This is a genomic window from Sphingosinicella sp., assembly GCF_052388015.1.
In the GTDB taxonomy this organism is placed as follows: domain Bacteria; phylum Pseudomonadota; class Alphaproteobacteria; order Sphingomonadales; family Sphingomonadaceae; genus Allosphingosinicella.
In genome coordinates this window covers 1-16,413 of the sequence record NZ_JBQTIN010000147.1, presented here as the reverse complement: position 1 = coordinate 16,413, position 16,413 = coordinate 1, and the positions used below count along the sequence as shown (strand labels likewise).

General features: G+C 64.2%; 15 protein-coding genes and 1 pseudogene. 8 read left to right on the top strand and 8 right to left on the bottom strand.

All coding sequences use genetic code 11. The features are described from left to right. Both ACT4N3_RS12190 and ACT4N3_RS12185 read right to left on the bottom strand, forming a co-directional pair. The coding region (locus tag ACT4N3_RS12190) for an isochorismatase family protein (RefSeq protein ID WP_444855495.1) at positions 1–593 on the bottom strand (593 nt) is incomplete at its 3' end. Positions 594–745: 152 nt separating this feature from the next. Next, positions 746–1,336, bottom strand: a complete 591-nt coding sequence (locus ACT4N3_RS12185) for a nitroreductase family protein (protein WP_444855494.1) — start codon at positions 1,334–1,336, stop codon at positions 746–748. Between the two features lie 117 nt (positions 1,337–1,453). Here ACT4N3_RS12185 and ACT4N3_RS12180 point away from each other — a divergent pair, with 117 nt between their 5' ends. Then, positions 1,454–2,428, top strand: a complete 975-nt coding sequence (locus ACT4N3_RS12180; protein WP_444855493.1) for a hypothetical protein — start codon at positions 1,454–1,456, stop codon at positions 2,426–2,428. 9 nt (positions 2,429–2,437) lie between these two features. Here ACT4N3_RS12180 and ACT4N3_RS12175 read toward each other — a convergent pair whose 3' ends face one another. Next, complete coding sequence (locus tag ACT4N3_RS12175; RefSeq protein ID WP_444855492.1) at positions 2,438–2,584, bottom strand: lmo0937 family membrane protein; 147 nt, start codon at positions 2,582–2,584, stop codon at positions 2,438–2,440. A 294-nt stretch (positions 2,585–2,878) separates the two neighbouring features. On the opposite strand from ACT4N3_RS12175, the gene ACT4N3_RS12170 reads away from it, so the two are divergent. Further along, on the top strand, positions 2,879–3,772 hold the full coding sequence (locus ACT4N3_RS12170; RefSeq protein WP_444855491.1) for a hypothetical protein: 894 nt from the start codon (positions 2,879–2,881) through the stop codon (positions 3,770–3,772). On the opposite strand, the gene ACT4N3_RS12165 is transcribed toward ACT4N3_RS12170, so the two are convergent. Both ACT4N3_RS12165 and ACT4N3_RS12160 read right to left on the bottom strand, forming a co-directional pair. Next, positions 3,743–6,136: a hypothetical protein gene (locus tag ACT4N3_RS12165; RefSeq protein WP_444855490.1), complete on the bottom strand. Its 2,394-nt coding sequence runs from the start codon at positions 6,134–6,136 to the stop codon at positions 3,743–3,745. The two genes, ACT4N3_RS12170 and ACT4N3_RS12165, sit on opposite strands and share 30 nt — an antisense overlap. Continuing rightward, positions 6,133–7,896, bottom strand: a complete 1,764-nt coding sequence (locus ACT4N3_RS12160) for a hypothetical protein (RefSeq protein ID WP_444855489.1) — start codon at positions 7,894–7,896, stop codon at positions 6,133–6,135. The genes ACT4N3_RS12165 and ACT4N3_RS12160 overlap by 4 nt, the downstream gene beginning before the upstream one ends. 249 nt (positions 7,897–8,145) lie before the next feature. Here ACT4N3_RS12160 and ACT4N3_RS12155 point away from each other — a divergent pair. The 6 genes and pseudogenes from ACT4N3_RS12155 to ACT4N3_RS12130 all read left to right on the top strand — a co-directional run. Further along, positions 8,146–8,346, top strand: a pseudogene (locus ACT4N3_RS12155) (GTP-binding protein); the annotation flags it as partial. A gap of 46 nt (positions 8,347–8,392) precedes the next feature. Next, complete coding sequence (locus tag ACT4N3_RS12150) at positions 8,393–8,626, top strand: DUF4160 domain-containing protein (RefSeq protein ID WP_444855488.1); 234 nt, start codon at positions 8,393–8,395, stop codon at positions 8,624–8,626. Further along, positions 8,623–9,054, top strand: coding sequence for a hypothetical protein (locus tag ACT4N3_RS12145; protein WP_444855487.1), 432 nt, complete (start codon positions 8,623–8,625; stop codon positions 9,052–9,054). Before ACT4N3_RS12150 ends, ACT4N3_RS12145 begins: the two co-directional genes overlap by 4 nt. 48 nt (positions 9,055–9,102) lie before the next feature. Next, on the top strand, positions 9,103–10,983 hold the full coding sequence (gene lepA / locus ACT4N3_RS12140; protein ID WP_444855486.1) for a translation elongation factor 4: 1,881 nt from the start codon (positions 9,103–9,105) through the stop codon (positions 10,981–10,983). After that, complete coding sequence (locus ACT4N3_RS12135) at positions 10,983–11,639, top strand: hypothetical protein (protein ID WP_444855485.1); 657 nt, start codon at positions 10,983–10,985, stop codon at positions 11,637–11,639. The genes lepA and ACT4N3_RS12135 overlap by 1 nt, the downstream gene beginning before the upstream one ends. Next, on the top strand, positions 11,554–13,611 hold the full coding sequence (locus ACT4N3_RS12130; RefSeq protein WP_444855484.1) for an Eco57I restriction-modification methylase domain-containing protein: 2,058 nt from the start codon (positions 11,554–11,556) through the stop codon (positions 13,609–13,611). The genes ACT4N3_RS12135 and ACT4N3_RS12130 overlap by 86 nt, the downstream gene beginning before the upstream one ends. Before the next feature lie 776 nt (positions 13,612–14,387). Here ACT4N3_RS12130 and ACT4N3_RS12125 read toward each other — a convergent pair. The 3 genes from ACT4N3_RS12125 to ACT4N3_RS12115 form a co-directional block, all read right to left on the bottom strand. Next, positions 14,388–15,353 carry a hypothetical protein gene (locus tag ACT4N3_RS12125; RefSeq protein WP_444855483.1) on the bottom strand — a complete coding sequence of 322 codons (966 nt, stop codon included), beginning with the start codon at positions 15,351–15,353 and terminating at the stop codon, positions 14,388–14,390. A gap of 71 nt (positions 15,354–15,424) precedes the next feature. Next, positions 15,425–15,667, bottom strand: a complete 243-nt coding sequence (locus ACT4N3_RS12120) for a hypothetical protein (RefSeq protein ID WP_444855482.1) — start codon at positions 15,665–15,667, stop codon at positions 15,425–15,427. 141 nt (positions 15,668–15,808) lie between these two features. Further along, on the bottom strand, positions 15,809–16,003 hold the full coding sequence (locus ACT4N3_RS12115) for a hypothetical protein (protein WP_444855481.1): 195 nt from the start codon (positions 16,001–16,003) through the stop codon (positions 15,809–15,811). Positions 16,004–16,413: the final 410 nt, after the last annotated feature.

Below are 16,413 nucleotides of genomic sequence, written 5' to 3'. Positions count from 1 at the left end.
GCGTCCTCCAGCATCACCCCGAAATATTCGAGGTGGAAGCCGTCGCGCAGCGTCGATTCAACGCAGACATTGGTGGCGATGCCGACGAAGACGATGTTGCGAATGCCGCGCGACCGCAGGGTGGAATCGAGCTGCGAGTTGAAGAAGGCGCTGTAGCGGGTCTTGGGCAAGACGATGTCGCCGTCCTGCGGGGCGAGCGCATCGACCAAAGCATAATCCCAGCCGCCCTTGGCCAGCAGCTTGCCATGCAGCTCCGGCCGGGCGCGCATCGTCTTCAGCGCATTGGACTTGTGCCAGTTGGGCGAGCCGGGGCCGCCCGCTTCGACATAGTTCGGGTCCCAGCCGTTCTGCAGGTAGACGATCGTCATGCCGGCGGCGCGGGCTGTTTCGAGCACCTTGGCGATCTGGCCGATCGTCCCCGCCGCGCCGGAAATGTCGAAGCCGGCCTGATCGACATAGCCGCCCTTCGAGGCATAGGCGTTCTGCATGTCGATGACGACGATCGCCGTCTCCTCGACCGAGACCCGGATCGGCTCGGGCCGCGCCGGCAAGGTGATCACCCGCCCCCGCGATGCGCCCGCTTCGACCGTCATGCGCCCTCCCCCTTGAAGCCAGTCGCGAAGTCTTCACCCTTTGCGAGCGCGGTTCAAGAGCGAGGCTGCTCCCCGGCGAAGGCCGGGGTCCAGTCCCAAACGAGGAACGGCGCGATAGCGCCGCCTGGGCCCCGGCCTTCGCCGGGGAACAGCTAGGTTCGGAAATTGCCCGCATGGACGAAGGCGCTTTGCGGCTTGCGGTCCGAGGGATGCTCGCGCGCCCGCTGCTTCTCGTCGAGCTGGGTCGGGTCGCCGATCCGGCCGATCACGCAGGCGGCGTTGAGGTGGTAGCGGTCGGGCAGGCCCAGCTCCGCCCGGGCGATCTCATGCTGGATGCCGGACATGCCATGGGCGCGATAGCCCATCCGCGTCGCCTGCAGCGCGAGGCTGACCCAGGCGGCGCCGGCATCGTAGCTGTGGGTGGTCGAGGGCGCCGGTTCGCCGGTCTTCTTGTCGGTAAAGGGCGAAGTGTCGGAGACCACATAGACCAGCACCGAGGCGGTGTGCGCCCAGCTCTGGTTCCAGGGGATCAGCAGCGACAGGAAGCGCCCCCAGTTCGCATCGCCGCGCTTCGCGTAAAGGAAGTGCCAGGGCTGCGAGTTGAACGCCGAGGGCGCCCAGCGCGCCGCCTCGAACATCGTCAAGAGGTCGGCATCGGGCACGGGCGACCCATCGAAGGCGCGCGGCGACCAGCGATCGAGGAAGAGCGGGTCGATCGGATGATCGGCGATGCGAGCTGTCACGGCGCGGGTCCTTGCTGTGTCGAGGCTCGTGTCCGCCATATCGGCCCGCACCTCAATCGATTCCTCCGGCGCGGACGCCTAGGCAAAAGCCGTCGACCTGTGCCAGACAAGCGGCCCATGCGCCGCACGACCCCCGCCGCCCTCGCGGCCGCCGCCCTCCTCGCCGCGCCGCTTTCGGCGCAGGAATTGCCGATCGGCCAAGGCGAGCCGGAGTATCGCGCCTGGCTCGCCGCGAACCCGCGGATGCGGGGCCAGATCATGTCGTTCGAGGCCTGGCAGGAGGCGGCCGGGGTGCGCGGCGTGCTGCCGACCTATGAGATATTGCGCACCGCCAGCATGTGGCGCGAATGCGGCGGCCAGCCGTTCGAGGTACCGCCCTTCACGCTCTGGCCCGGGCTCACCATGACGCTTCGCTACATCCGCGACTGGGTGAAGCCGACGGTGGGAGAGGTCGATGCCGTCTCGGGCTATCGCAACCCGACGCTGAACCGCTGCGCCCGCGGCTCGGAGCGGAGCGCCCATGTCGACTATTTCGCGCTCGATCTGGTGCCGCGGGTGCCGCTCCCGCGGCGCGAGCTGTTCCGGCGGTTGTGCGCGATGCATGCCCGATCCGGCCGCGCGTTCGGTGCCGGCCTGGGCTTCTACGCCTTCCAGCGCTTCCATATCGACACGCGCAGCTTCCGCCGCTGGGGCGCGGCGGGCCCGAACGGCAATGAAAGCCCCTGCGCCGTGATCGAGCGGGGCGAGGATCCGCTGGCCGGCGCGGTCGACATCGCGCCGCCCGCCCCGGCGCCTCCGCCGCCGCCGCCTCCGCCGCCGCCGCCCCCGGCTGCGCCGCCGACAGCCGCGGACCTGATGGCGATCGAGGCGGCCGCGATGCCGGCGCCACAAAGCGGGCGCCGCGCGCCGCGCGCGCCGCGGGTCGAAGCGCCGAGCTGCTCGGCTGTGGTCGCGGGGCGGGTCAATTGCTCCTACCGGATCGACCGCTGCGAACGCGGCGACCCGACCCGTCGCGGGCGCTACTGTCTGCGCACGCGCGGCCTCATTTTCACGGACGGGCGCTGGGCGCCGGACGCGGCCGCTTTGCCCTGAACCGCGGCGTCAGACGACGCGGCGGCCGCTGATCAGCTGGAACACCAGCACGATGCCGGCGAGCACCAGCAGGGCGTGGACGAGGCTGCCCCCGATGCCGCCGACGAAGCCCAGCAGCCAGAGCACGACGAGGATGGCGACGATGGTCCAAAGCATGGCAGCTCTCCCTTGGCTCCGCCAGGAACGCGGCGGAGTGCGGGGAAGAAACGCGAGGGCGTGCCTGACGTTCCGGTGCCGAATCTCGCCGAGCCTAAGCGCGCCGACGCGACAGCGACGCCGCGCTTAGGCGTAGAGCCGAGATCGGCCGGCCGACAGGTCCGCGCAGCGGAACCTGATCGACGTCACGGGCAATGGTCCGTGACGGCCCCTCCTCGCCCACCACAGCGCGGCATTTTCCTACACCCCCGCCGACGGGATAAATGCTTCGCTCCCTTCCGCCGGAGCGACTCGATGAACCACCTGCCCCTCGATCCCGACCCGGAGATCGCCGCCTTGCTCGGCTTCTCCCCCGTCCTGCGCAAGTGCAAGCGCCACGACGGCTGGACGCCCGATCGCCAGCGCGGCTTCATCGCCGCGCTCGCCCGCCTGGGCGAGGTCGACCGCGCCGCGCAGAGCCTCGGCCGCACCGGCAGCGGCGCCTTCAAGGTCCGCACTTCGGCCGGCGGCGAGGGCTTCGCCGACGCCTGGGACTGCGCCCTCACTTTGTTCCACGCCCGCAATCCGGGCCTGTCCCGCCGCGGTGGCCGCGCCCGCCCGCCCTGGATCCCGCCCGAGCCCGATCCTGACGAGGACGAGCCGTTCGAGCTCGCCATCGACGACGTTCTGAAGGGCCTTCTCGATCGCTACCGCAAGAAGCTCCAGCAGGAGCGCGAATGCCGCCTCGCGGGCCGGATCGTCGAAGCCGATTATTACGTCCGCCAGCTCAGCTTCATCGAGCTCGCGCTCGATCTGGGGGTCAGCGCCGACGCCCTCCACGATCTCTTCCGCTCCGGCGAGGTCGACCTTTTCGACACGATCGGCACGCCGATGAGCCTCCTGCTCGATCGCCTCCGCCGCGATTACTGGCGGGAGAAAGGCGAGCCCGACCGGATTCCCCCCGCTCTGCTCGGCGAGCATGACGAGCAGCGCGCCACGGCCGCCCTCCCCGGCCATTACCGCGCGGACCGGGACGGCCCCTACAACGAATGGCTGGCCCGCCGCGCCGCGCTCGAAGCGCTCCAGGCCGAGGCCCAGCGCCTCTGGGAGAGCCAGGCGAAGGCCGATGCCGAGGCTTGGGCGGAGCGGGTCCGCCGGGCGATCGAGGAGGGACCCGGCTCAGCCACCATTGAAGACGCCAAAGGTTGAGCCGCGGCCTGCCTCAATCCTCCCCCGCATTCCGGGGGAGGGGGACCATGCAAAAAGCATGGTGGAGGGGCCCCTTTTGAAGAACAGGAGCACCCAATGAGCCATGAGGATATCATCAGCGCCCTCCTGAGGGCGGCCGGCTGGCCGGCCGGCGAGCGGGCGGGGGCTGAGGCGCGCGTGGCGACGCGGGTCGCCTGGGTGCGTGAGCGCATGGCGGACCTCAGGGCGGCGCAGGACCGCGTGACCTCGGCCTGGAACCGGATCTTCGACGCCCTGCCGGACGATCCCCACGACGAGGAGCTGGAAGCGATCCCTGAGCCGCCCGAGCAGGCGGAGCTGGACGCGATCTTCGCCGAACTCCACGCGGTGCGAGACCATGACCGCTGGCCCAAACACCTGCACTGGAGCTTTTGACGCGCCGACCCCGGACCTGATCCGGGGGACGCCGGCGGCGCAGCCGCCGCCGGAGTAGCGGGTAGAGCCGCGCAAGGCCGGCCAGCGGGTCCGCGCTAGCGGAGCCCGACTGACGTCACGGGACAATGGTCTCGTGACGGCGCCGACGGCCCCGTCATCGTCGTCCGACTCCAAGTCGGGACTGGTGTCAGCGATCGGGCCGGCGGACTGCAAGGCCGGACCGATGGCGGCAAAGATGTCGCGCCAAAGGTGAGGCGGGATAGGAAGCCGGTGGACGCGGCACGCCGTCAGCAAGATCGGCCAATGCGCGAGCCGAATCGCAGAGAGCGCGTCGAAATGATCATTGATCGTGACCTCTGCCATCACGAACTCGAGCGTATCGCGCGTGCCGGCGGTGACCGGGATGCCGGCAAGCGCCGCGCCATGACTGTCGCGACCCAGATAAAGCTCGGTCTCGCTATCCTCGTCGGGCAGCCAAGCCTGGAAGGTGCAATGTTCAAGCAACTCCGCCTTGAACCGGGCGAACTCGTCGATGATGGGCTGGTTGCCGCGCGCGGCAGCCCAGAGCGCGAGCATCGGATAGAGCGTGCTCGCATTGGTGGCTTCGCGCCGATAGGCGTCGTCGCGCTGCGCTGGATGCTCGACCAGATCCCAATAGGATTGGCTGGTTGTCGGATAGCGTCCGTGCGTCTGAAAAGCGAATATGCAGTGCCGGGCCAACTCCTCCAGCCATTGGTCGATGATGTCGTGAAAGTGCGCCCGGGTTGAGAGCAGGGTTAGGGCAAGGCCGATGTCGATCGCCTGCCAGTCGCTCGCCGGCGACAGCAAGGCGTGGTTGTTGGCGATGAGCTGGTTGATCTGCGAACACATGCGCTGGATGCGTCCAATCAGCGGGGCGTTCAGCGCTGCGAGCGTGTCGTCCTCGGTAACATCCGGCAACAAACCCGGTCGGTCGCCGCTCCCGGCTTGCCAGACTAGCCAGAGCCCGCGAAGTGCAAGCCGGCCGATCATGTCGAACAGTTTCAGATTAACGTCGATCGAGGCATGCGAGCCCACCGCGCTGGACAATCCGTGCCGCACGTCGGCGAGCGGCAGGATTTTCGCATCGAATAGTTCGTCCCCGACCGCGAAATGAAGCTCGATCAGCTCATTGAGGACGAGCCCCGCCCGCTCGGCTGTCTTGCCGCCTTTGGCTAGGTCGCTGCGCAGCAAATGCCAAGCCGCGAGGAGCGCATGTTCGCTCGCCCGATACGGCGCCTCGACATTGTTCGCCTCGCGCGCCCAGATGAACATGATCCAGAGACAGATATTGATGAGCCGGGCCTGAGAGAGGCGATTGGCAGGCTTCGCGCCGGGCGCTTCAGACAGCGCGCGGAGTAGCCTCTGGAAATGATTGATCGCAATGTCGGGTTCCTCGACCATCGCCACCGCCTTGCGCAAATGGCCGCGCAGCGTCTCAGGGAGCAGCTCTTCGCGCAGAATCCCGTCGAGGATTACCTGCGCCAGCCGATCCCCATTCCACTCCTCGAAGTGGATTTTCTCGGTGCGGTTGCGGCGCATGAAACCATGGACGTCGTCGCGAACCTGCTCGTCGATATCGCCGCCAAAACAGAGGCAGATGGCGATTGGCAGATCGGCATATTGGGGTGGGATGCGGCTCGCCACGTAGACGTCCAGAATCGCTTCGAGCGAAGGGCGCAGGCTTTGCGGCGACGCCGTGTTCCATTCCGTCCGTGTGAGGTCGCCCGACTTGACCGAGAAGAGGTGGACGCGTCTCACCCCATCCTCCCCAAGCCCGACCGCACCGACATCGACGCCGTGCTGGCGTGTGCCCCGAGTTGGCCGGGAGAAAACGGTGAAGCCAAGCTCCGTCAACAGATCGGGGAGGACGGCATCGAGCTCGTCCCGCTCGCGAAGCGAGGCCAGATATTCCCGGATGACGAGCTTCACGGCACGACTTCCAGGGCACGGAACACGCGCAGCTGATAATCGAGTTCGAATGGGTCTAGGATGTGCAGCCGCGGCGTCTCGATGCTGTGGCTGATGCTGTGCATCTTCATGACGTTGCGATGCGTGGAGCCGTCGGGCGCTTTGAAATAGCTGATTGAGCGGGTGCCGTAGAGCAGGGTTTGGCGGGTCACGATCGACAGCAGCACCGAATGCTGCTCGACCGCCTTATAGGCCTGCCGCATCTCCTCTTGTTGGATGTGGCGCTCGATGAGCCGCTCGCGCTCGGACGGACGGAGCTCGGCGATGCGACCTGCCCTGCGCAGGCCGGCGACATAGTCTTCCAGCTGCTCGAGCGCTTGCTTGATAATTGGCGCGGCAGACTCTGCCGGGTCGGCGGCGCGCTCCTCGAGCCAAGTGGAGAGTTCGCCCGAATAATTGATCAGCAGCGGATCGAGCAGAATTTCGACGACTGCCTTCGCTGGTGCCTCAGCTAGGATTCGAAGGATGGAGATCAGGAAGGATGCCGCGCTGATCGGCGTCATGAAGAGATAGCCGATCGCGCGATGGGCCAGCACGATCATCTGATCACTGTCGAGCGCAAGCGGCGCGGGATCGAACAGCAGGATCAGCGGACCCCCGTGCGAGCGGCGGACCAGGCTATAGGCGGCTTCGCCCAGACGACGCTCGAAGCTGAGCAGCCAGCGCGCGATCAGAAGGGGCAACCGCTCTTCCTTGAGATCGAGGAGCGCGCTCGCAGTGCCGCCGAGCCACTCGAATTCGTGCAGCTTGGCATGCCCCACCAGCAGCGGTTCCAGCAAAGCAAGCGCTTCGTCGATCCGGCCCTTGTGAATCAGGGACATCAACGCGTGATCGATCTCCTGAAACGTGCCGCGATTTTCGATTCGAACCTGCCGAACGATCGAGATAAGGGCGGCGACGACCGGTTCGGCAAGATCATCCGCATGAACGAATAGGGCGTGGGCGGCGCGATGGATCGTCTGGTCGCCGGGCTCAGTGGAAGCTCCCAGGATCACTGCCGTGACGCGCTCGATCGCGTCCGGCAGCTTGAGCGAGAGATCGACGGCGGCGGCGACAATCAATCCAACTAAATTGTCCTCGGGGGAAATGGCGATGGCGGCTTCGAGCGCGTCCAGCGCCCGGCCGATCGCATCCGCCGAAGGATCGGCCACGGCCCCGACCGCCATCGCGGCGCCTGAGCGCGCGAGTACCGCCGGGCCAGCCAGATAGTCGATCGCCAGATCGAGAGCCGCATCGGGGTTGGATTTTGCCAGTGCCTGCAGCGCAAGAAAGAGGAAGATGACGTCGTCGGCGTTGTCCGGATCGACAGCGTCGATGACCGCGCGGGCCCGATCGCCTTGCTCGGCCCAAGTCCGGAAAGCACCGTTGGGGCGCGCCGCCATCATATCCTCGCCCGCGGCTACGACGAGGGCGTGGACGGCCGCCATCATCGCCCGTGGTTCCGCCTGGAGGGACGGGATGACCTGCACATAAACGTCCTGGACAAGCCAGAAATCGAAGCCCTTCTGCGTATCGTGGGTGACGCCTGCGGCGGTCTTCAGCAGGTCAATGCTGCCGTCGTTGTGCAAGTCGACAAGCGCCGCGCGAAACGCGTCGCCGTCTTCGTCCTTGCGGTGGCCGTGCATCGAATCCGCGATCAGCTGCGGCAGGGTGCCGGCCTTGTCATGGGAGAGGATGTCATCGGTGATCGCCATCGGGCCGGCCCTCAGCTCGATTGCCATCGGGAGGCAGCGGTCGCCCATTCACATAAGCGCAGAGGAACGCTCGATAGTGCTTCACGATGGGGACCCAGCTGCATCGCCCCCCAGATAGTAACCGCAGTCGACAATTCATCGGGTCCTGATGAGCTTTTCTTGATCCAGTTCGGAGCTGCCCTTGCCGGGGCGATTCCGCTACTTAGGTCCCCGTTCCCGCTTTGCCAGCGCGCGCCGCCGCTGCTAGGGCGCGCCGACCTCTCCCGAAAAACAGAAATGACAGACCTCAAAAAACTCAGAAATTTCAGCATTATCGCCCATATCGACCATGGCAAGTCGACCCTCGCCGACCGGCTGATCCAGTCGACCGGCGGCCTCACCGAGCGCGAGATGACGCACGGCCAAATCCTCGACAATATGGACATCGAGCAGGAACGCGGAATCACCATCAAGGCGCAGACCGTCCGGCTCGATTACCGCGCCAACGCCTTGCAGTAGTGCAATGATTGCACTATAGCATCACATGCCCCGGCTGCAGCGCTTCTCCTCGACCGAGATCGCGATGTTCTTCGCCGACCACAATCCGCCGCACTTTCACGTGCTCGGCAAGGAGGGCGCGGCGCAGGTGCGGATCGACACGTTGGAGGTGATGGCGTCGAGCGGCCGGATCGACCTTAAGGAAGCGCTGGCCTGGGCGGCGGAGAACCGCGCCTTTCTCGAAGAGAAATGGGCGGAATATAGCGGAGACGGCCAATGAGCATCGGCAGGATCGAAAGCGTTCGCATCGTCGGCCCTTTGCGGATCGCGGTGGCGTGGGATGACGGACACCGGGCCGAGATCAATCTGGCGCCTTTGATCGCCGCCTATCCGCGGCTGAAGCCGCTCGCCGACGACGCCAATTTCCCCCAGCGTTCCGAGGACGGTTGGTCGGTCGAATTTCTGCCTTGCGGGATCGACTTCGGCGCTGCTCAGCTCCGGCGCTGGGCCGACGAGCAGGCTGGCGAGGCGATGCCGGCCGCCGCCTTCCGTGCTTGGATGGATGGGCACGGCTTTACACTCGATCGCACCGCCGAAGCGCTCGGCCTTTCCCGCCGCACCATCGCTTATTATCTGAGCGGCGAGCAGCCCGTGCCCAAGACGGTGATGCTCGCGACCGAAGGCTACGACAAGCGGCAGGCCGCTTAACGGCCGGCACCGGTTGGCGCATGCCGCCCGCGCTGCTAACGGCGCGCGGTGACCGACCTCAGCAAGCTCCGCAACTTCAGCATCATCGCCCATATCGACCATGGCAAGTCGACCCTCGCCGACCGGCTGATCCAGTCGACCGGCGGGCTGACCGAGCGCGAGATGACGCATGGCCAGATCCTGGACAATATGGAGATCGAGCAGGAGCGCGGCATCACGATCAAGGCGCAGACCGTCCGGCTCGATTACAAGGCGAGCGACGGGCAATCCTACGTCCTGAACCTGATGGACACGCCGGGGCACGTGGATTTCGCCTACGAGGTTAGCCGAAGTCTCGCCGCCTGCGAAGGCGCCTTGCTCGTGGTGGACGCCGCGCAGGGCGTCGAGGCGCAGACCCTAGCGAACGTCTACCAGTCGATCGAGCACGACCATGAGATCGTCCCCGTCATCAACAAGATCGACCTCCCCGCCGCCGACGTCGACAAGGTGCGGACCGAGATCGAGGACATTGTCGGGCTGCCGGCGAAGGGCGACTGGCGGGACGGCGGCGCGGTGCTCACGTCCGCGAAAACCGGGATCGGCATCGAGGAGGTGCTGGAGGCGATCGTCGCGCGCATCCCGCCGCCCAAGGGCGACGCCGCGGCACCGCTCAAGGCGATGCTGGTCGACAGCTGGTACGACCCCTATCTCGGCGTCGTCATCCTGATCCGGGTGATCGACGGCATCATCAGGCGCGGCCAGCAGATCGCCTTCATGGCCGCCGGCACGACCCACCTGGTCGACCGGGTCGGCGTCTTCCGCCCCAAGATCGAGCAGTTCGACGCGCTCGGCCCGGGCGAGATCGGCTTCATCACCGCCCAGATCAAGGACATAAGCGAGACCCGGGTCGGCGACACGATCACCGACGCGCGCCGCCGCGCCGCCACCGCCCTCCCCGGCTTCAAGCTCGTCCAGCCGGTCGTCTTCTGCGGCCTCTTCCCGGCCGACGCGGCGGACTTCGAGAAATTGCGCGACTCCCTCGCCAAGCTGCGCCTCAACGACGCCAGCTTCAGCTTCGAGATGGAGACCAGCGCCGCTCTGGGCTTCGGCTTCCGCTGCGGCTTCCTGGGCCTCCTCCACCTCGAGATCGTCCAGGAGCGGCTGACCCGCGAATATGATCTCGACCTCATCACCACCGCGCCCAGCGTCGTCTATCTGGTCCACCTCACCAGGGGAAAAGAGGCGGCTTCGACAGGCTCGGCCCGAACGGTGGGCAGGGACGAGAGCGGACATAGCATCATCGAGATCCACAACCCCGCCGACTGGCCGGACCCGAACCGGATCGCGGCGGTCGAGGAGCCGTGGATCGAGGCGACCATCTACGTCCCCGACGAATATCTCGGCCCCATCCTGAAGCTCTGCCAGGACCGGCGCGGGGTGCAGAAGAACCTCACTTATGTCGCCGGCCGGGCGCAGCTCACCTACGATCTGCCGCTCAACGAGGTGGTGTTCGATTTCTACGACCGGCTGAAGAGCATCTCCAGAGGCTATGCGAGCTTCGACTATCACCAGATCGGCCACCGCCCCGGCGACCTCGTCAAGATGACCACCCGGGTAATCGGCGCGCGGGTCGACGCGCTCAGAATGATGGTCCCCCGCGCCGCCGCCGCGGCGCGCGGCCGGCAGCTGTGCGAGCGGCTGAAGGACCTCATCCCCAGGCACCTGTTCAAGGTCCCGATCCAGGCCGCGATCGGCGGCAAGATCATCGCGCGGGAGACGATCGCGGCGCTGCGCAAGGACGTGACCGCGAAATGCTATGGCGGCGACATCACGCGGAAGCGGAAGCTCCTCGACAAGCAGAAGGAGGGGAAGAAGCGGATGCGGGAATATGGTAGCGTGAGCATCCCGCAGGAGGCATTTATTGCGGCACTGCGGATGGGGGAGGAGTAATGGCGGGACTCCTAGAAAACCTTTCTCGTATCACCGATGCGCAAATCCCTGATCAGGCACGCCGGATTGCCATCCGCGATTTCGCTGAGCGATTAGATTGGACGCCTAGCTACGAGTTGAACGCACCACTCGAAAGTGCGGGGGTTTTCAATCATGTAGTCGTCGAGCATGGATTGTCGAACTCGGCCGTTATCACGTTCCTCCGCGGAAGCGCTCGGGCTTCCGATCTATCGCCCCATCAGTTACGGTCGCTGCTGTCGATCTCATACAACAACATGATCGACTGGCACTATTTCGTCTCACAATATGACGCTCGTCGCATATACAACCTTATCAACCCCGGTTCTCCCGGCGCGTCGGATGAGCACTATCTGACTTCCACGCCCGAGTTTGAGCAGCTGCTATCATCATCTCGCTTCACGCTCGAAGGCAGCGGGCGACGAATTAAGCCTCAGGAGCGCTCATGCGACGATGCTTTGATAGCGGTCGTGGGCCGCTGGAAGGGGCTTCTCGCAGCCGAGGCCGCAGCGACGGCGCAGCAAATCTCGACGTTATTTAACGCAATTATCTTTGTTCGCGGCTGCGAAGATAGAAATCTTACCGAAAGCATTCAGCAAAAAAGCAATATTCTTCTTTCAAAGAGCCTGGGCATTTGACGGAAGTGTTAACCTTAGTACTGTCATAAAGGAGAGCTTCGCTGCCACGGGCATCGCAGGCGACATTGGAGATTACATAGATTTTTCCAAACTATCTCCCTTTAACTCGGTGGACAGGAGCACGTCTGAGCAGCTGCTGCGAGATTTTTATGATCCAAAGGATGCCCCTTACGCACTGAATTTCGCTCTAATGTCCAAGCATGCCTTGAGCAGGATTTATGAGCGGTTTGTAAGTATACTGCTGGATGAAGAGCCAGATGATCAGCTGACTTTTATCCCTAAAGCGCGCGCTGAGATCCAGCCGACAAAAACTGGGTCAGTTTATACTCCGCAGTTTATCGCCAGCTTCTTCGCGAAATACATTCGGGAGAATACGACGCCGAAGCAGTTCCGTGAGCTAGTCACGCTGGATCCCGCTTGCGGATCAGGGATTTTCTTGCGCACGATATTGGAGGAGCAGTGTAATCCGCTCGACAGCGCCATATCGACCAACACTATCAGCGAGATGTTCGGCCGAACGACCGGCATCGATAAGGACGGAAACGCTCTGGAAGCTACAAAGCTATCGCTTGCCCTTCTCCATCTCGTCTCGACGGACCGGTTGCCGCCCAATTTAAATTTGCGCGAAGCTGACTCGATACTGTTAGCAGAGGCAGATCAGCTGCCAGTAGGTATCTATGACGCCGTTCTCACGAATCCGCCTTATATCAAGCTTGACCACCTTCCTACAGATACCAGGGCGACGTATCGCGCCTACCTCGGGCCGGACTTTCAAGGGCGGCTGGACGCCTACATCCCATTCATGAAGCTGTGCCTCTCACGCCTTTCGCCGGGCGGCTTCGCGTGCTTCGTAATCCCCCAAACATTCCTGCAGGCCAAGAACGCCCAGATGATTCGACGCCAGATTCGCGATGACTTTGATGTAAGATGTTTGATTGACCTCTCTGCGATTGACGTTTTCGAGGGCGTGGGAGCTTACAGCCTACTCCTCGTAGTCCAAAGGGCCTACCCAAGCGCCAGCTTCCGGCCAGGCGCGCACGTCGCGCAGGCGACGGAGTTTGTTGGAGCTGCGCTCCAAGCAGTTTTAGATGGGAAAGAGGTGAACACGCCATACTTCCGAGTTTTCGACGTGGGGCAGGATTATTTCTCCAGCAGTGAGTGGATGATAAGGCCACCAGAAGTGGTTGAGTTTGACCATAGACTGCGGTCCTATCCTCGTCTCAGCGACTATCTTGATGTATTTCAGGGATTTGTGACCGGCGCTGACGACATCTTTATTAGAAGAAAGGCAGACATTCCCGCCGAAGAGCGAAGAATTTATATGGACTATCTGCCAGACCGCAAGATTGGTCGCTATTTGGTCCCCACTTCTTCCGAACAGATGGTGTTTTATCCGTATCTTGGAGAACGTTTGATCGAGCAGCAGGAATTGGAGGATTTGTTTCCAGAGGCTTGGACGCATTTGATTGCCAACCGAGCCGGATTGGAAGCTCGCCGCCGATCTTCGAGCACACCTTGGTGGAAACCCGAACGGCCGCGCGATCCGTCACGGATGAAGCGACCTAAGATTGTTTGTCCCCACCTTATGCTGACCCCGCGTTTTGCGATCGACCAGCGGGGGCGCTTTGCTACTAAACATGGCCCAGTAATGGTGGCCAAGGTGGAGGGCGAGGAATCTCTCTTTCTGAAGTTTTTCTGTGGAGTATTAAATTCTTCGATGGGCGCGTGGTATATTAGAACACATGTTCCCACATTTTCGCGAGGGTATAGCCGCTTGGAGCCTGCCACTCTCAAAAACATGCCCGTGCCGGCCGTGGAGGAGGTGAGCGGCGCCGAGATTCGGGAAGTCGCGGATTTGGTCGATAAGGCGCCTACGTCGAGAAGCGCGGAGCGCCGCATCGACGAGATCGTGCAGAAGCTGTTTTCGCTTAGGCGAGAAGAGGCTGCGCTTGTCGGTATTCAACCCGAGTGACGGTGAGCCTTCCTGCTGATCGCCTGTTTCGTAGGCTTGACGAGGTCAGGACGTTGCTGAACCCTGTGCTAGGGGAGCCAGAGCGGTTTGAGGCCGCTAGGCTTCCTCAGGCTCCCAACTTCACGATCGGGCTGATACCTCGCGGATATGCTACCCATACTGTAATCGATCCATCGAGCTTGCGCCTACCGTCAAAGTGGGATGATATTTACTTCAACTATCATGAGACTTGGCGCACATCAGATAGGCCAGATCGTTATATCATGGATCGATCTTACCTTCATTTCTACCTTAGGAATGTTGGCCCTGCTGACGAACTGCAAGCCCTTAGTCTGCATTGCGATCCTGCACTAGACAAATCGGACCTACATTATCGATACCGACGCGGCCCCCATCTCCACATAGGGGGCGCCGCGCCAAACATTGATCGAGCTCATGTGTCCGTTTGCGTTTCTGACGCAGCTCTTGGAGGCAACAACCTGGGCGCACTAACTCGTACCCTCAGAGATTCTCTGAAGATGGCTATGAATGAGTTCATTCCTCACTATGTCGCCTAGTTCGCCGTAGATCTGGCAATCACGCGGCGGTACACGTGCCGCGCTCGCCAGTTTCGCCAGTCGGCCCGCGGATAATCCGCGTCGCGCTGAGGCCCGTCTGTAGGGAAGTAGCCCTCACGGGAGTGAATCCCGTGACGTCAGTCCTGTCGCCACCGGATCGGGTCCGGGGGCGCAGGCTGGCCGGCCCGTTGACCTGCGGTCGTCTGCGACCCGACAGGCTCAGGACAGGCTTCGCGGCTCATTTGCCGTTTCTTTCGCCCGCCAGGCGGCGGCGGCCTCCGCCGCCTCGGCTTCCCAGATCAGCTGCAGCTCCGCCTGCCGCTTGTGCTCGGCCTCGAACGCCGCCTGCTGCTCCTCGTGCGTCTCCGGGCGGCCGCCCTCGGTATATTCGAGGGGCTCGCTGCTGAAGCCGTCATGTTCGACCAGACGGTCGCGGGGCGGGTGCTGCGGGCGGGGCGGCTCGCCGAGCTGGGCCCATTTTTCGCGCCGCGCCTCATCGAGAATCCGGGAGAAGGGCGTCTCGGCGATCTCGATGAGGTGGTGATCGCCCTTGCGGAATTCCGTCAGGATCTTGAAGCCGCCGTTTCCCATCAGATCCAGCGCCACTTCGAGCCAGGTCAGCTGACGGAGATAGAAATCCGCGGCGACGACCTTGCCCGCGAGCCGGGCCTCGCGCTCCTGCCCGACCTTGAGCAGATATTTGCGCACGAGATCGGCGAGCCATGCCAGCCTGGCCTCCTCCGTCTCCGCCTCGTCGTCATTGGCGGGCGGGAGCGGGGCCTGCCGGGTGGCGGCATTGCCCCAGGCGGGCAAAGGCGGGCGCCAGCGGGCGGCGGGGCCGGCCACCGCGATCAGGCCCTCGCGCAGCCGGCGGCTCTTTTCTTCGGCGGCATATTCCAGAGCGCGAGCGAAAGCGGCCATGAAGCCTTCATTGCCCTTCGCCTTCTTCAGCTGATCGACGCCGAACTGGGCGCGGCCGACCGCGTGAGCCGCCTGGCGCTGCGAGCCGGTGGCGGCGAGGGCGGCGATGAAGGCGCGCTGCACCTCGCCATCCCAGCCGTCGGCGCGGGGGCGGCGCGGGACCGGCTCGAAATCGAGCAGATCGGCATAAAGGGCGAACGGATCGTCGCCGGCGGGGCCGGACGCGCGGCAGCGGTCGCAGATCAGCGGGATGGGTTCGAGCACGCGAATCGCTCCTGCGAAGAGGAGCGTGTCAATTAACGCAAGGCGGGGCGTGTAGGAAAATGGCCGGGCGCTCAGGACCCGCAGGACCGGACGAGATAGACGATGCCGACGACCATCGCGATCGTCAGGAGAATGCCGAGAATGCCGGCGATCGCGCCGGTGTGATAATCGTGCTTGCCGGCGATAATGTCCTCGACCCGCATCTCATGGCGGCAATCGGGATTGGGACAGGGGACAGTATCGGTCGACCCCGTCGCGATATAATTGCCGCCGCTTCTGTGGATCAGCGCGAGCGCATGCATGGTGTCGCTCATGTAGAGCTTGCGCGTGCACTTCGGACAAAAGAATTCCCGGCTCACGTTCATGGCCGTTCCCCCCGAACGCATCGCGCGCCGGCCGTGCTTCTACGCCCTTTCGGCGAGGCGGGCAATCAAACGGACGCGGGCGCGGCGGCTTTACTCGCCGGCGGTCTTGGGCTCGGCGGACTGCGGCTGCTGCTGCTCGATCTCGCCCTCGACTTTCCAGGCGAAATCGCCGCGGCCGCCGGTGAATTCTGCCTGGCCCATCGCGACGGCGTCGCATTCGGCCTTCAGGCGCGAATCGCGCCAGGGGCCATGGAGGGTGGCGGTGCGGTAGCGGTAATAGGGCATGGGTAAGCCAAGCGAAGCGAAAGCGCCCGGCCGGGCGTCCGGACGGGAGCGGGATGGCGGGAAGCCGCGGGGGTATAGCCGGCGTGCATGGAAGCCCGTCGACGCGCGCGAGATGAATATTCATTCAACTCGGTGCAAGTGCCGCGGCGCACAGTTTGTGCATATCCGTTGCGAGATGTGTCGATGGATCGATCGGCCTCCCTCTCCCCGGCGGGGTGAGGGTGGGGGTGAGGGAGTTCCGAATCAGTGAGCGATCGCCAGCGCCCGACCCCCTCCCTACCCTCTCCCCGCCGGGGAGAGGGAAGAAACGTCCTCCTCCGCCAGGACGCCCATCCGCAGGAGTTGGTTGGCGATCGCACAGATCTCGCCGAGCTGGGTGCGGGCCTGGTCGCGGATCCGGTTCGACTGGG

What these genes read in the sequence shown, in the direction of transcription:
- ACT4N3_RS12180 (WP_444855493.1), top strand. Translation starts at nt 1,454, where the DNA reads ATGCGCCGCACGACCCCCGCCGCCCTCGCGGCCGCCGCCCTCCTCGCC.
- ACT4N3_RS12175 (WP_444855492.1), bottom strand. Translation starts at nt 2,584, where the DNA reads ATGCTTTGGACCATCGTCGCCATCCTCGTCGTGCTCTGGCTGCTGGGC.
- ACT4N3_RS12170 (WP_444855491.1), top strand. Translation starts at nt 2,879, where the DNA reads ATGAACCACCTGCCCCTCGATCCCGACCCGGAGATCGCCGCCTTGCTC.
- ACT4N3_RS12160 (WP_444855489.1), bottom strand. Translation starts at nt 7,896, where the DNA reads ATGGCAATCGAGCTGAGGGCCGGCCCGATGGCGATCACCGATGACATC.
- ACT4N3_RS12150 (WP_444855488.1), top strand. Translation starts at nt 8,393, where the DNA reads ATGCCCCGGCTGCAGCGCTTCTCCTCGACCGAGATCGCGATGTTCTTC.
- ACT4N3_RS12145 (WP_444855487.1), top strand. Translation starts at nt 8,623, where the DNA reads ATGAGCATCGGCAGGATCGAAAGCGTTCGCATCGTCGGCCCTTTGCGG.
- ACT4N3_RS12135 (WP_444855485.1), top strand. Translation starts at nt 10,983, where the DNA reads ATGGCGGGACTCCTAGAAAACCTTTCTCGTATCACCGATGCGCAAATC.
- ACT4N3_RS12120 (WP_444855482.1), bottom strand. Translation starts at nt 15,667, where the DNA reads ATGAGCGACACCATGCATGCGCTCGCGCTGATCCACAGAAGCGGCGGC.
- ACT4N3_RS12115 (WP_444855481.1), bottom strand. Translation starts at nt 16,003, where the DNA reads ATGCCCTATTACCGCTACCGCACCGCCACCCTCCATGGCCCCTGGCGC.